This window comes from Streptomyces sp. NPDC059201, from assembly GCF_042754585.1.
Lineage (GTDB): Bacteria > Actinomycetota > Actinomycetes > Streptomycetales > Streptomycetaceae > Streptomyces.
The window spans coordinates 17,304-30,872 of sequence record NZ_JBHZBB010000004.1; the positions used below are offsets into that span (position 1 = coordinate 17,304).

The 13,569-nt window shown below is 72.8% G+C and carries 11 protein-coding genes; 4 read left to right on the forward strand and 7 right to left on the reverse strand.

The features are described from left to right. On the reverse strand, positions 1–438 hold the full coding sequence (locus ACFXMG_RS14405; RefSeq protein WP_383829445.1) for a hypothetical protein: 438 nt from the start codon (positions 436–438) through the stop codon (positions 1–3). A gap of 373 nt (positions 439–811) precedes the next feature. Here ACFXMG_RS14405 and ACFXMG_RS14410 point away from each other — a divergent pair, with 373 nt between their 5' ends. Continuing rightward, entirely contained in the window at positions 812–2,566 is a 1,755-nt protein-coding gene (locus ACFXMG_RS14410; protein WP_383829443.1) for an acetyl/propionyl/methylcrotonyl-CoA carboxylase subunit alpha, read from the forward strand. Between the two features lie 238 nt (positions 2,567–2,804). Here ACFXMG_RS14410 and ACFXMG_RS14415 read toward each other — a convergent pair whose 3' ends face one another. Continuing rightward, on the reverse strand, positions 2,805–3,731 hold the full coding sequence (locus tag ACFXMG_RS14415; RefSeq protein WP_383829440.1) for a DeoR/GlpR family DNA-binding transcription regulator: 927 nt from the start codon (positions 3,729–3,731) through the stop codon (positions 2,805–2,807). 248 nt (positions 3,732–3,979) lie between these two features. Next, positions 3,980–5,419, reverse strand: a complete 1,440-nt coding sequence (locus ACFXMG_RS14420) for an NAD(P)H-quinone dehydrogenase (RefSeq protein ID WP_383829437.1) — start codon at positions 5,417–5,419, stop codon at positions 3,980–3,982. Between the two features lie 227 nt (positions 5,420–5,646). On the opposite strand from ACFXMG_RS14420, the gene ACFXMG_RS14425 reads away from it, so the two are divergent. From ACFXMG_RS14425 to ACFXMG_RS14435, 3 genes are all read left to right on the forward strand, one after another. Continuing rightward, positions 5,647–6,084 carry a gamma-glutamylcyclotransferase gene (locus ACFXMG_RS14425; protein ID WP_383829434.1) on the forward strand — a complete coding sequence of 146 codons (438 nt, stop codon included), beginning with the start codon at positions 5,647–5,649 and terminating at the stop codon, positions 6,082–6,084. A 177-nt stretch (positions 6,085–6,261) separates the two neighbouring features. Further along, on the forward strand, positions 6,262–7,065 hold the full coding sequence (locus ACFXMG_RS14430) for a purine-nucleoside phosphorylase (protein ID WP_383829431.1): 804 nt from the start codon (positions 6,262–6,264) through the stop codon (positions 7,063–7,065). Between the two features lie 443 nt (positions 7,066–7,508). Continuing rightward, entirely contained in the window at positions 7,509–9,161 is a 1,653-nt protein-coding gene (locus ACFXMG_RS14435; protein WP_383829067.1) for a phospho-sugar mutase, read from the forward strand. Positions 9,162–9,230: 69 nt separating this feature from the next. Here ACFXMG_RS14435 and ACFXMG_RS14440 read toward each other — a convergent pair whose 3' ends face one another. From ACFXMG_RS14440 to ACFXMG_RS14455, 4 genes are all read right to left on the reverse strand, one after another. Continuing rightward, on the reverse strand, positions 9,231–10,061 hold the full coding sequence (locus ACFXMG_RS14440; RefSeq protein ID WP_383829109.1) for a phosphate ABC transporter ATP-binding protein: 831 nt from the start codon (positions 10,059–10,061) through the stop codon (positions 9,231–9,233). A 49-nt stretch (positions 10,062–10,110) separates the two neighbouring features. Next, on the reverse strand, positions 10,111–10,986 hold the full coding sequence (locus ACFXMG_RS14445; RefSeq protein WP_383829069.1) for a sortase: 876 nt from the start codon (positions 10,984–10,986) through the stop codon (positions 10,111–10,113). Continuing rightward, entirely contained in the window at positions 10,983–12,302 is a 1,320-nt protein-coding gene (locus ACFXMG_RS14450) for a hypothetical protein (protein WP_383829071.1), read from the reverse strand. Before ACFXMG_RS14450 ends, ACFXMG_RS14445 begins: the two co-directional genes overlap by 4 nt. A gap of 196 nt (positions 12,303–12,498) precedes the next feature. Next, positions 12,499–13,473, reverse strand: a complete 975-nt coding sequence (locus tag ACFXMG_RS14455; RefSeq protein WP_383829073.1) for a hypothetical protein — start codon at positions 13,471–13,473, stop codon at positions 12,499–12,501. Between the last annotated feature and the right edge of the window lie 96 nt (positions 13,474–13,569).

The following is a 13,569-nucleotide window of genomic DNA, read 5'->3' on the forward strand; positions in this document are numbered from 1 at the left end:
TCAGGCCCCGGCGGGCTCCGGGGCCTTGGCCGGCGCCGGGGCCCCGGCCTCCTTCCCGTACGCCACCAGGGTGAGGACGACGAGCCCGACGACGGTCATGAGGAAGGCGAAGGCGCCCCAGCCGATCAGGCCGACGGCGACCGCGCCGAGGACGCCGTGGACGACCGCGCAGCCGATGAGGAGCCCCCGGCCGAAGCGGCCGGGGCGGCGGTCGCGGACGCCCGCGAGGAGGGCGACGGCGGCGCAGAGCGCGAGGGCGAGGCCGGAGCCGATGCCGAGGGCCCAGGTGCCGGTGACCATGTGGTCGGGGTCGAGTCCGTCGAGGGACATCGACTGGATCTCCACGAACCGCGCCATGATCGCGTTGAGTCCGACGATGGCGGGCGCCTCCGCGAGGAGCACGGCGCCCGTGACGAGTGCGATCGGTCTGCGGGCCACCTCGGCCACCCCCTGGATTCGCCTGTTACCGACAGTACGGTCGACAGCGCGAAGGCTACTGGCCGGTAAACGTCCGGACAAGAGTTCGCGCGCCATGGCCAAAGGGCGACGTTCCGGCAAAGAATCATTGCGCCATTCGTAGGGACTCCACAAAGAAACCCGAATGGCGACTGGCTCCACGAACAGAGACCTGCGCCACACCTCGGAGCTACTGTGCCGTAAAGAAACCCTGCGTACCGTGGTGCGACAAGGGATTTCACGACCCGAGCGACCGTCGATTCACGCTCCGTGTGGGCAAGCTCACCCTTGGGGCGGGGTCGAGGGGCCGTGTCGGCAGTCCCTAAACTCAGCTTGTTTCAAGGAGGGAGCCATCGTGCGCAAGGTGCTCATCGCCAACCGTGGCGAAATCGCTGTTCGTGTCGCCCGTGCCTGCCGGGATGCCGGGATCGCAAGCGTAGCCGTCTACGCCGATCCGGACCGGGACGCTCTGCACGTCCGCGCGGCCGACGAGGCGTTCGCCCTGGGCGGTGACACCCCGGCCACCAGCTACCTGGACATGGCCAAGGTGCTCCAGGCCGCGAAGGACGCCGACGCGGACGCCATCCACCCCGGCTACGGCTTCCTCTCCGAGAACGCGGAGTTCGCCCAGGCCGTGCTGGACGCGGGTCTGACCTGGATCGGCCCGCCGCCGCAGGCCATCCGCGACCTCGGTGACAAGGTCGCCGCCCGCCACATCGCCCAGCGTGCCGGCGCCCCGCTCGTCGCGGGCACCCCGGACCCGGTCTCCGGCGCGGACGAGGTCGTCGCCTTCGCCGAGGAGCACGGCCTGCCGATCGCCATCAAGGCGGCCTTCGGCGGTGGCGGCCGCGGACTCAAGGTCGCCCGCACCCTCGAAGAGGTGCCGGAGCTGTACGACTCCGCCGTGCGCGAGGCCGTCGCCGCCTTCGGCCGCGGCGAGTGCTTCGTCGAGCGCTACCTGGACAAGCCGCGTCACGTCGAGACCCAGTGCCTCGCCGACCAGCACGGCAACGTGGTCGTCGTCTCCACCCGTGACTGCTCGCTCCAGCGCCGCCACCAGAAGCTCGTCGAGGAGGCGCCCGCGCCGTTCCTGACGGAGGCGCAGAACGCCGAGCTGTACGCGGCGTCGAAGGCGATCCTGAAGGAGGCCGGCTACGTCGGCGCCGGCACGGTCGAGTTCCTCGTCGGCACCGACGGCACGATCTCCTTCCTGGAGGTCAACACCCGTCTCCAGGTGGAGCACCCGGTCACCGAGGAGGTCACCGGCCTCGACCTGGTCCGCGAGATGTTCCGGATCGCCGACGGCGAGGAGCTGGGTTACGGCGACCCGGCCGTGCGCGGTCACTCCTTCGAGTTCCGTATCAACGGCGAGGACCCGGGCCGCAACTTCCTCCCGGCCCCCGGCACGGTCACCCTCTTCCAGCCGCCGACCGGCCCGGGCGTCCGCCTGGACGCGGGCGTCGAGTCCGGCTCGGTCATCGGCCCGGCCTGGGACTCGCTGCTCGCCAAGCTGATCGTCACCGGCGCCACCCGCGAGCAGGCGCTCCAGCGCGCCGCCCGCGCGCTCGCCGAGTTCAAGGTCGAGGGCATGGCCACGGCCATCCCGTTCCACCAGGCCGCCGTGGTGGACCCCGACTTCACCGCCAACCCGTTCCGCGTCCACACCCGGTGGATCGAGACGGAGTTCGTCAACGAGATCAAGCCGTTCGCCCCGGCCGGTGCCGACGCGGACGAGGACGAGGCCGGCCGCGAGACGATCGTGGTCGAGGTCGGCGGCAAGCGCCTGGAGGTCTCCCTCCCGTCGTCGCTCGGCATGTCCCTGGCCCGTACGGGTCTGGCCGCCGGCGCCAAGCCGAAGCGCCGCGCCGCGAAGAAGTCCGGCCCGACCGCCTCGGGCGACACCCTCGCCTCGCCCATGCAGGGCACGATCGTGAAGGTCGCGGTCGAGGAGGGCCAGGAGGTCAAGGAGGGCGATCTGATCGTCGTCCTGGAGGCCATGAAGATGGAGCAGCCGCTCAACGCGCACAAGTCCGGCACCATCACGGGCCTGAGCGCGGAGGTCGGCGCGTCGATCACGTCCGGCGCCGGCATCTGCGAGATCAAGGCCTGACGGCCCCACACCTCACACCGAAGGGCCCGCAGGCAGCCGCCTGGGGGCCCTTCGCCGTACGTACACGGGGTACGGGGACGAGGGGACGGCGGCTCACTGCGTATGGGGGGTGTGCTGGGGTGGTACGGGGGCGTACGGGGGTACGGGGGCGTGCTTGGGCGGTACGGGGCGTGCCTGGGGCGCGTACGGGCCAAGGGCGCGTACAGGCCGGGGCTGTCCTGCCTCGTGCCGGCAGGCTCTAGCGGCGGCGGAGGTCTGCTACTCGGGCCGTGCGTTCCAGGGGTTCGGCGGCCAGGCCGGGGGCGGGGCCGCGGAACTGGCCGCCGGGCATCCTGCCGCCGCGCTGGACGGGGAGTGGCATGTCGCGACGGCCCCGGACGCCCGGGGGGAGTTGCTCGGAGGCGGGGGCGCCGCTCTGCCCGGTGCCGGCCACCGCGATCTGCACGCCCTGGTCGGCCAGGGCCTGGAGCTCGGTGGCGGCCCGCTCGTCGTGCGGCGGGGGCTCGTCGGTGACCAGGCGGGTGATCACGTCCGTCGGCACCGTCTGGAACATGGTGTCGGTGCCGAGCTTGGTGTGGTCGGCGAGGACCACGACCTCGGCCGCCGCCTGCACCAGCGCCCGGTCCACGCTCGCGGAGAGCATGTTGGACGTGGAGAGGCCGCGCTCGGCGGTGAGCCCGCTGCCGGAGAGGAAGGCGCGGGAGACGCGCAGCCCCTGGAGCGACTGCTCGGCCCCGCTGCCCACCAGGGCGTAGTTGGAGCCGCGCAGGGTGCCGCCGGTCATGACGACCTCGACCCGGTTGGCGTGCGCCAGGGCCTGGGCGACGAGCAGCGAGTTGGTGACCACCGTGAGGCCGGGCACCCGGGCGAGCCGGCGGGCCAGCTCCTGGGTGGTGGTCCCGGCGCCGACGACGATGGCCTCGCCCTCTTCGACCAGGCTCGCGGCGACGTCGGCGATGGCCGTCTTCTCCGCGGTCGCGAGATGGGATTTCTGCGGGAAGCCGGATTCTCGCGTGAATCCGCCCGGCAACACCGCACCGCCGTGCCGGCGGTCGAGGAGTCCTTCTGCCTCCAGGGCCCGTACGTCACGGCGCACGGTCACTTCGGAGGTCTGGACGACGCGGGCGAGCTCGCGGAGCGACACGGCCCCATTGGCTCGCACCATTTCGAGGATCAACTGGCGACGTTCTGCAGCGAACACGAAACTGACAGTAACGTGCGCCGCCGTTGCTTTTCAGCACTATGCGCCGGATTGCGGAAGATACACACAGGCGGGGCTCCCAAGTGGTATGGAGAGCCCCGCCATTGATCCGTTTTATGCCCCGGCTATGCCCCGTCTTGCCGGGGGTTGTCCGAGTCGGCGAACCGTTCCCGCAGGCGGGGACGGCGATCGCCGCCCGGGGCCGGAGGGTGTCAGCCCTCGCCCGAGGTCTTTCGGGTGTGCAACTGCCGTGCCACTTCCGCGATCGAGCCCGACAGGGAGGGGTACACGGTGAAAGCATTTGCGATCTGTTCGACCGTCAGATTGTTGTCGACCGCGATCGAGATCGGGTGGATCAGCTCGCTCGCCCGGGGGGCGACGACACAGCCGCCGACCACGATGCCGGTGCCGGGGCGGCAGAAGAGCTTCACGAAGCCGTCCCGGATGCCCTGCATCTTCGCGCGGGGGTTGCGCAGCAGCGGCAGCTTGACGACCCGGGCGTCGATCTTGCCCGCGTCGACGTCGGCCTGGGTGTAGCCGACGGTGGCGATCTCGGGGTCGGTGAAGACGTTCGAGGAGACCGTCTTCAGGTTGAGCGGGGCCACCGCGTCGCCGAGGAAGTGGTACATCGCGATCCGGCCCTGCATGGCGGCGACCGAGGCGAGCGCGAAGACGCCGGTGACGTCGCCCGCCGCGTACACGCCGGGGGCGGAGGTGCGGGAGACCTTGTCGGTCCAGATGTGCCCGGAGTCCTTGAGCCGGACCCCGGCCTCCTCCAGGCCCATCCCGGCGGAGTTCGGGATCGCGCCGACGGCCATCAGGCAGTGGGTGCCGGAGATGACCCGGCCGTCCGAGAGGGTGACCTCGACCCGGTCGCCGACCCGCTTGGCGGACTCGGCGCGGGAGCGGGCCATGACGTTCATGCCGCGGCGGCGGAAGACGTCCTCCAGGACCGCGGCCGCGTCCGGGTCCTCGCCCGGGAGCACCCGGTCGCGGGAGGAGACGAGGGTGACGCGGGAGCCGAGGGCCTGGTAGGCGCCGGCGAACTCGGCGCCGGTCACACCGGAACCGACCACGATGAGCTCCTCCGGGAGCTCCTTGAGGTCGTAGACCTGCGTCCAGTTCAGGATCCGCTCGCCGTCCGGCTGGGCGTCGGCCAGCTCGCGCGGGTGGCCGCCGGTGGCGATCAGCACGGCGTCGGCGGTCAGCGTCTCCTCGGTGCCGTCGGCCGCCGTCACGATCACCTGGCGGGAGCCGTCGACGGCCTGGCGGCCGGAGAGCCGGCCGCGGCCGCGCAGCACCCGGGCGCCGGCCCGGGTCACCGAGGCGGTGATGTCGTGCGACTGGGCGAGCGCGAGCCGCTTCACCCGTCGGTTGACCTTGCCGAGGTCCACGCCGACGACGCGGGCGGCCTGCTCCACGTGCGGGGTGTCGTCCGCGACGATGATGCCCAGCTCCTCGTAGGAGGAGTCGAAGGTGGTCATCACCTCGGCGGTGGCGATCAGGGTCTTGGAGGGGACGCAGTCGGTCAGGACGGACGCGCCGCCGAGGCCGTCGCAGTCGACGACGGTCACCTCCGCGCCGAGTTGGGCGCCCACCAGGGCCGCCTCGTATCCGCCGGGTCCGCCGCCGATGATCACGATCCGGGTCACTGGGATCTACGCCTCGCGCTCTCGTTCTGCCGGGGGGTCCCCCCGTGGACTGCGGTGCGTACGCCATTGTCCCGCACGCTTCAAGTGCGTACCCCATTGTCCCGTACGCGGCCCGGTCCCTCGCGCCGGGGCCGGAAATACCCCCGCCGGGGCGCCGCGGAAGCCCCCGGACGGCCGCCACCTCGGGTTTCGCCGGGCACCCCCGTCCCTCCCGTACCCTCGGACCCATGTCGCTCTACGCCGCTTATGCCGGCAACCTCGACGCGCGGCTGATGAGCCGCCGCGCCCCGCACTCCCCACTGCGCGGCACCGGCTGGCTGAACGGCTGGCGGCTCACCTTCGGCGGCGAGCAGATGGGCTGGGAGGGGGCGCTCTGCACCCTCGTGGAGGCCCCGCGCCAGCAGGTCTTCGTGGCGCTGTACGACATCGCCCCGATGGACGAGGACTCGATGGACCGCTGGGAGGGCGTCGGGCTCGACATCTACCGGCGGATGCGGGTCCGGGTGCACACCCTCGACGGCGAGGAGGCGGCCTGGGTGTACGTGCTGAACGCGTACGAGGGCGGGCTGCCGTCCGCGCGCTACCTCGGCGAGGTCGCCGACGCGGCGGAGTCGGCGGGGGCGCCGCACGACTACGTCATGGAGATCCGCAAGCGGCCCTGCTGAGGCCATGCCCCCACCCCGGGCGCGGGGCGCTCTCGTGGGAAACGACAAGACAACGATCGCATGTCCGTCCGCGCCGTCATCTACGCGCGTAGGAATTCTCGGGCTAGGCTTCTTCGCGAACGAAATTCCGTCCGGGGCCACCTCCCTCGGACCCCCTCCCCGAGGCGAGAGAGCCCAGTGAACGCTACTGCCACCCCGTACGAGGCCGCCGAGGCCGCAGCCGCGCGACTGCGCGAGCTGACCGGAGTCGAGAACCACGACGTCGCCCTGGTCATGGGCTCCGGCTGGGCCCCGGCCGTGGACGCCCTGGGCGCCCCCGAGGCCGAGTTCCCCGTCACCGAGCTCCCCGGCTTCCCGCCGCCGGCCGTCGAGGGCCACGGCGGCAAGGTCCGCTCGTACAAGATCGGTGCGAAGCGCGTCCTGGTCTTCCTCGGCCGCACCCACTTCTACGAGGGCCGCGGCGTCGCCTCCGTCGCGCACGGCGTCCGTACGGCCGTCGCCGCCGGCGTGAAGACCGTCGTGCTGACCAACGGCTGCGGCGGTCTGCGCGAGGGCATGCGCCCCGGCCAGCCCGTCCTCATCAGCGACCACCTCAACCTGACGGCCGCCTCGCCGATCGTCGGCGCGAACTTCGTCGACCTCACCGACCTGTACTCGCCGCGGCTGCGGGCGCTGTGCAAGGAGGTCGACGAGACGCTGGAGGAGGGCGTCTACGTCCAGTTCCCCGGCCCCCACTACGAGACCCCCGCCGAGATCAACATGGTCCGCGTCATGGGCGGCGACCTCGTCGGCATGTCCACCGTCCTGGAGGCCATCGCCGCGCGCGAGGCGGGCGCGGAGGTCCTGGGCATCTCCCTCGTCACCAACCTCGCCGCGGGCCTCTCGGGCGAGCCCCTGAACCACGAGGAGGTCCTCCAGGCGGGGCGGGACTCGGCGGCGCGGATGGGTGAACTGCTGACGCGGGTCCTGGACCGGATCTGAGTCTTCCGCGCGGCCCTCGCGCCGCTGCGGCCCCGGGGCGCCGGGCGGGCTTCGGGCCGCTGCGGCGGGTCCGACCGCCGGGGCGCTGCGGCGCGTGCGGGGGCGCGCGGTGCGGGGTGCGGGGCCGCTGCGCGGGGCTCCTTCCCCACCCCGCCCCTTCCCGAAACTGGGGGCAAGCCCCCAGGCCCCCGTACGGCCTGCGGCCGTGCCCTCAAACGCCGGGCGGGCTGAAATCAGCCCCGCCGGCGTTTGAGGCGCGGGGTCCGGGGCGGAGCCCCGGTTACGGGAAGGGGCGGGGTGGGGAAAGGCTCCGCGCAGCGGCCCCGCCGCACCGCCCACCCACCCGCACCCGCCCGCACCCGCCCCCGGGACCGCACTTCACCCGCACCCGCACCCGCACCGATTCCTCCCCCACCCACCCGCACTCCGAAAGGCGCATCACCGTGACGCAGGACGAACTCCTCGCTCGGGCCCAGGCGTGGCTCGCCGAGGATCCCGATTCCGAGACCCGGGAGGAGCTCGGCGCGCTCCTCGACCGGGGGGACACCGACGAGCTGGCCGTCCGGTTCGCCGGGACGTTGCAGTTCGGCACCGCGGGGCTCCGCGGGGAGCTGGGCGCCGGGCCCATGCGGATGAACCGGGCCGTGGTGATCCGGGCCGCCGCCGGGCTCGCCGCGTACCTGAAGAAGGAGGGGCAGGCCGGCGGCCTGGTCGTCATCGGGTACGACGCCCGCTACAAGTCCGCCGACTTCGCCCGCGACACCGCCGCCGTGATGACGGGCGCCGGCCTGCGCGCCGCGCTCCTGCCGCGCCCGCTGCCGACGCCGGTCCTGGCGTACGCCATAAGGCACCTGGGCGCCGTCGCCGGCGTCGAGGTGACGGCGAGCCACAACCCTCCCCGGGACAACGGCTACAAGGTGTACCTGGGCGACGGCTCGCAGATCGTGCCCCCGGCCGACGCCGGGATCGCGGCCGAGATCGACTCCGTCCGGGCGCTCGCCGACGTGCCGCGGCCGGAGGACGGCTGGGAGACCCTCGGCGAGGAGGTGCTGGATGCGTACCTGGCGCGTACCGACGCCGTCCTGACCCCCGGCTCGCCCCGCACCGCGCGGACGGTCTACACGGCCATGCACGGCGTCGGGAAGGACGTCCTGACGGCGGCCTTCGCGCGCCACGGCTTCCCCGCCCCCGCGCTCGTCGCCGCGCAGGCCGAGCCCGACCCGGCGTTCCCGACCGTCTCCTTCCCGAACCCGGAGGAGCCGGGGGCCATGGACCTCGCCTTCGAGGCGGCCCGGGCCGTGGACCCCGACCTGGTCATCGCCAACGACCCGGACGCCGACCGCTGCGCCGTGGCCGTGCCGGACGCGACCGTGGACGGCGGCTGGCGCATGCTCCGCGGCGACGAGGTCGGCGCGCTGCTCGCCGCGCACCTCGTGCACAAGGGCGCGCGGGGCGTCTTCGCGGAGTCGATCGTGTCGTCCTCGCTGCTCGGGCGGATCGCCGAGGCCGCCGGGGTCGGGTACGAGGAGACGCTGACCGGCTTCAAGTGGATCGCCCGGGTGGACGGTCTGCGGTACGGCTACGAGGAGGCGCTCGGCTACTGCGTGGACCCCGAGGGCGTCCGCGACAAGGACGGCATCACGGCCGCGCTGCTCGTCACGGAGCTGGCCTCGGAGCTGAAGGAGCGGGACCGGACGCTGACCGACCTGCTCGACGACCTGGCGGTCGCGCACGGGCTGCACGCCACGGACCAGCTGTCGGTGCGCGTGGAGGACCTGTCGGTCATCGCGGACGCGATGGCGGCGCTGCGCGAGAAGCCCCCGGTGCGGCTCGCGGGGCTGTCCGTCGTCTCGGCGGAGGACCTGACCCGGGGCACGGAGTCGCTGCCGCCCACGGACGGTCTGCGCTACCACCTGGACGGGGAGTACAAGGCGCGGGTGATCGTCCGCCCGTCGGGGACGGAGCCCAAGCTGAAGTGCTACCTGGAGGTCGTGGTCCCGGTCGCCGACGCGAGCGGTCTGGAGGCGGCGCGGGCGACCGGCGCCGAGGTGCTGGGCGCGCTGAAGAAGGACCTGGCGGCGGCCGCGGGGCTGTGATCCGGGCGTGAAGGGCGAGGGCCGGTACGGGAGTTCCGTACCGGCCCTTCGTCGTCCCCCTCGACCGGCTTATCCGAAGCGGCCGTTGACGTAGTCCGCCGTGCGCGGGTCGCTCGGGGAGCCGAACATCCGCTCCGTGGGGCCGTGTTCGACGATGACGCCGGGCGTGCCCTGTTCGGCGAGGAAGAAGGCGCAGGAGTCGGAGACCCGGGCGGCCTGCTGCATGTTGTGGGTGACGATCACGATCGTCACGTCGGACTTGAGCTCGGCGATGGTCTCCTCGACGCGCCGGGTGGAGGTCGGGTCGAGGGCCGAGCAGGGCTCGTCCATGAGGAGCACGCGGGGGCGGACGGCGAGCGCGCGGGCGATGCAGAGGCGCTGCTGCTGGCCGCCGGAGAGGGCGCCGCCGGGCTGCCGGAGGCGGTCCCTGACCTCGTTCCAGAGGCCGGCCCGGGTCAGGCACTCCTCGACGAGGGCGTCCTTCTCGTCGCGTCCGGCCCGGACGCCGCCGAGCTTGAGGCCGGCGAGGACGTTCTCGTACAGGGACATCGCGGGGAACGGGTTGGGCTTCTGGAAGACCATGCCGATCTCGCGGCGGGCGTGGGTGATGCGGCGGCCCCGGTCGTAGATGTCGGCGCCGTCGAGGAGGACGCGGCCCGACAGGGCGGCGGAGCCGATGAGTTCGTGCATCCGGTTGAGGATGCGGAGGAAGGTGGACTTGCCGCAGCCGGAGGGGCCGATGAGGGCGGTCACCTCGTGGGCGGGCATGGCGAGCGAGACCCGGTCGAGGACCTTGCGGTCGCCGAACCAGGCGGAGACGGCCTCGGCGTCGAGCGCGCCGGCGCGGCCCGCGCGGTCGGCGTGCCCCGCCCGCGGGTCTCCGGCGGGGACGGGCGGCAGGGTGACGGTGTCGGCGAGGTCGGTCACGGTGTCATCAACTCCACGGCTTTCAGAGGAGGTTGGGGAGGAGTCGGGTCAGTTCGCCGGAGACGAGGACGCCGAGTGCGAGGAGCACGGGGGTGGCGGCGATCCAGGTCTGGCGGGGGCCCCAGCGGCGGCGGGCGGCGACGGTGAGGACGGCGGCGAGGAGGAGGGCCTGGGCGCCGAGGAAGATCTTCGGCCAGGCGGCCGGGTCGCCGGAGAGCGGCTTCTCGGCCTCGGTGATCCAGCCGGGCCGCAGGGGGCGCGGCGGGCTGGGCTGGACGTCGGAGAGCAGTTTCGCGTCGACGAAGAGGAAGTTCTCCGGGGTGTACGCGCCGCCGTCCGCCGTGACCAGGGTCAGCCGGCCCTCGCCGGCGCCGAGGGCGGCGAGGGTCGGGTCGCCGGGGCGGCGGACGCCCACCACCTCGTAGACGGCGTCGCCCTGACCGGTCGTCACCTCGACGCGGGCGCCGGGCGGCAGCCGGTGCAGGTCGTTGAAGGGGCTGCCGTAGCCCCACTGGCGGCCCATGAGGACGGCCGTCCCCGCCTGGCCGGGCAGCGGGGTGTCCCGGCGGTGGCCGGGGCCCGACATGAGGACCTCCGAGGTGGTGCCCTCGGCGACGACCTCGCGCACGCCGAGGACCGGGATGCGGAGCAGGGCGACGGGGTCGCCGAGGGCGACCGCCTTGCCGTCGTACGTGGTCTGCCCCACCGGGGCGGTGCCGAGGGCGAGTTGCTCGCGCAGCTCGTCGTAGGCGGTGGACTGGTCGCGAGCGTGCTGGAGGTGTCCGACGACGGTCAGGTTGGCGGCGAAGCCGATGAGGAGGGCGGCGAGGACGCACAGCGCCGCCCCGGCCAGGCCGAGCCCGGCGCGGGGGGCGGCTGGTGCCGGTGCGGTGGTCACGGCCGGGCGACCGCCTTGCGGCGGCGGTTCTGGAGGACGGCCGCGGCGCCGAGCAGGCAGAGCGCGAGCGAGCCGAGGGCGGCGGAGGCGGCGGAGGAGGTACCGGTGGCGGCGAGCTGGCCGCCGGACCCGCCCTGGGTGGCGGCGCCGCCACCGGAGGCGGAGCCCGTGCCGGTGGAGCCGTCACCGGTGGTCGAGTCGGAGCCGCCGGAACCCTCGGAGGTGGAACCCGAGCCGGAGGAGCCGGAACCGGAACCGGAACCCGATCCGCCGGCATCTGTGCTGGCGCTCGGGGAGGGCGTGGCCGAATCGGAGGGGGTCGCCGAGCCGGAGGGCGTGGCCGAGCCGGAGGGGGTCGCCGAGTCGGAGGGCGTGGCCGAGTCGGAAGGACTCGCCGAATCGGAGGGGGTCACCGAGCCGGTGGGGGTGGGCGTGGTGCCGGTGGGCGTGCGCGTGGGCGTGGGCGTGGTGGGGGTGGGGGTGGGGGTAGGGGTGGCCTCGACCACGTACAGGGTGTAGACGAAGGAAGTGGGGGTGTGGGCCTCCGGATCGGTGGGGGCGAACGTGGCGACCACGGGCAGTCCGTCGTTGTTGACGGCGGTCTCGGTGACGGTGACCTCGGCCTTTCCGGCGACGACGTCGGCGGTGCCGATGTCGATGAGTTCCTCGTTCACGAACTTCTGGAAGGTCACCGTTCCGGCGGCCTCCTTGGGCTGCACGTTTGCGATGATCTTGGCCGGCCGGCCGACGACGGCGGAGGCGGGGTCGGACGTCACCTCCAGCAGGGTCGCCTTCTGCGCGATCGGGGTCCAGGTGTCACCGGTGACCTGGACCATGGTGGAGAAGAAGTGCTCCGTCTCGGCCCCGCCCGCGGTGCGGCAGTAGAGACGAAGCTCGTAGCGGCCGTCCAGTGGGCCTTCGGGGATGAACAGCCTGAGACCCTCCTGGAGCGACTGCGGATATGCCTCGGCGTCGATGGGCCGGGTGAAGGGGCCATCGCTCAGGGGTTCCCCCGCGACGGTCGTCGCCAGGTTGCTGAAGTTGTCGGCGAGCCCGGGATCGACCACGACGAGCCGGGTCCCGACGTACGGCTTCGCGGGCTGGTCCGGCGCGGGGCAGGCCGCGGAGGTGCTGACCCCCGTACCGATGGGCTTGTCGGTGAGGGAGCCCGACCCGCCCTGCACGGTGAAGGTGCCGTGCAGCGTGGCGGCCTTGGCGGGGGCGGCCATGGCCAGGACGACGGCGAGGGCACCGCAGAGGAGGGCGAGCGCCGTGAGGAGCGCGACGGGTGATCTGAGTGGTGCGGGGCGGTTCATTCGAGTCCCCCAGGAATCGGTTGCGGAAGTGGGTGGGTCGGCGGGATCGGGAAGCGGTGGCGGTCGGCGATCGTGGTGCCGGCGGCGCAGAGCCGGATCTCCCCCTGGAGGCGGACGGTGGGGTGGGTACGGGTACGCCGTGGGGCCGGGCACCCTGGGGTGCCCGGCCGTTGCGCGGTGACGGGGAGCTTGGTGATCAGCGCTCGCCCTTGACGGTCGTGGCGCCGCAGGCGGTGCCGAGGGTGCCGAAGCCGTAGTTGGCGATCGTGGTGCCGGCGGCGCAGACCTTGGAGGTCGAGCCGACGAAGGTGGAGGCGATCGTGGCGTTGGTCAGCTTCGCGGTCGGGACGACGTTGTAGACGTCACGCGTGAAGGGGAAGGACAGGTTGAGCGACTTGTCGGCGTTGCGCGGGGCGACGGTGTTGACCGAGCCGAGCACGGCCGAGCCGCGGCGGTCGGCGACGACGAGCTTCTCCTGCGCCGTGTACTGGGCGACGGAGTAGGGGGCGATGTCGCCGTCGGTGTCGAGGACGGTGCCGTCGTTCTCCTGGACGCCCTGCTGGACGCAGGCGCCCGGGGTGGTGACGCCGATCGCGGAGAGGAAGAACTGGCGGGTGCCGGAGTTGGACTGCGGCAGGATCGGGGTGAGCGTCACACCATTGAGGCTGGTGAGGTTGCACTCGTAGATCGACTTGAGCTGCGCCGTCGTCAGGTCGGACGGCAGGGCGCTGCTGGAGCGCTTGGCCCAGGACACGGCGTCCTTGGCGAAGGGGATCCAGGTGAGGTCCGTGGTGGAGACGTCGACGGGGCCGCGCGAGGAGCGGGCGAAGTCGAGGCAGCCGGAGGCGGTGTCCACGGCGTTGCGGAGCGCGTCGATGCCGGCCGAGGAGCCGTTCGGGCGGTTGATCACACAGCCGGCGGACTTGGTCTTGATGGTGGCGGTGCCGGTGGCGTCCCAGGAGGCGATGATCTTCTGGTTGACCGCGTTCAGGACGACGTTGCCGAGGCCGTTGAGCACGTCCTGGGTCGTGTCGGAGCCGACACCCGCCAGGGTGCGGTACTGGGTGACCGGGTTCGGGTCGGCCTGGGCGGCCGGGGCGAAGGCCGCACCGAGACCGAGGGCGGCGACGGCGAGGGTGGCACCGATACGAGCGCGGGACTTGACGTTCACTTCTGATCTCCTCCGTGGAAACGGATGTCATGGAATGGACGCGCAAGCAAATCCGGATTTCTTCTTTCCCGGCCGGTCCGTCGACCGGCCGGGAAC

Coding starts and splice junctions, on each gene's coding strand:
- ACFXMG_RS14425 (WP_383829434.1), top strand. CDS start 5,647: ATGTCGCTCTACGCCGCTTATGCCGGCAACCTCGACGCGCGGCTGATG.
- ACFXMG_RS14415 (WP_383829440.1), bottom strand. CDS start 3,731: ATGGTGCGAGCCAATGGGGCCGTGTCGCTCCGCGAGCTCGCCCGCGTC.
- ACFXMG_RS14450 (WP_383829071.1), bottom strand. CDS start 12,302: ATGAACCGCCCCGCACCACTCAGATCACCCGTCGCGCTCCTCACGGCG.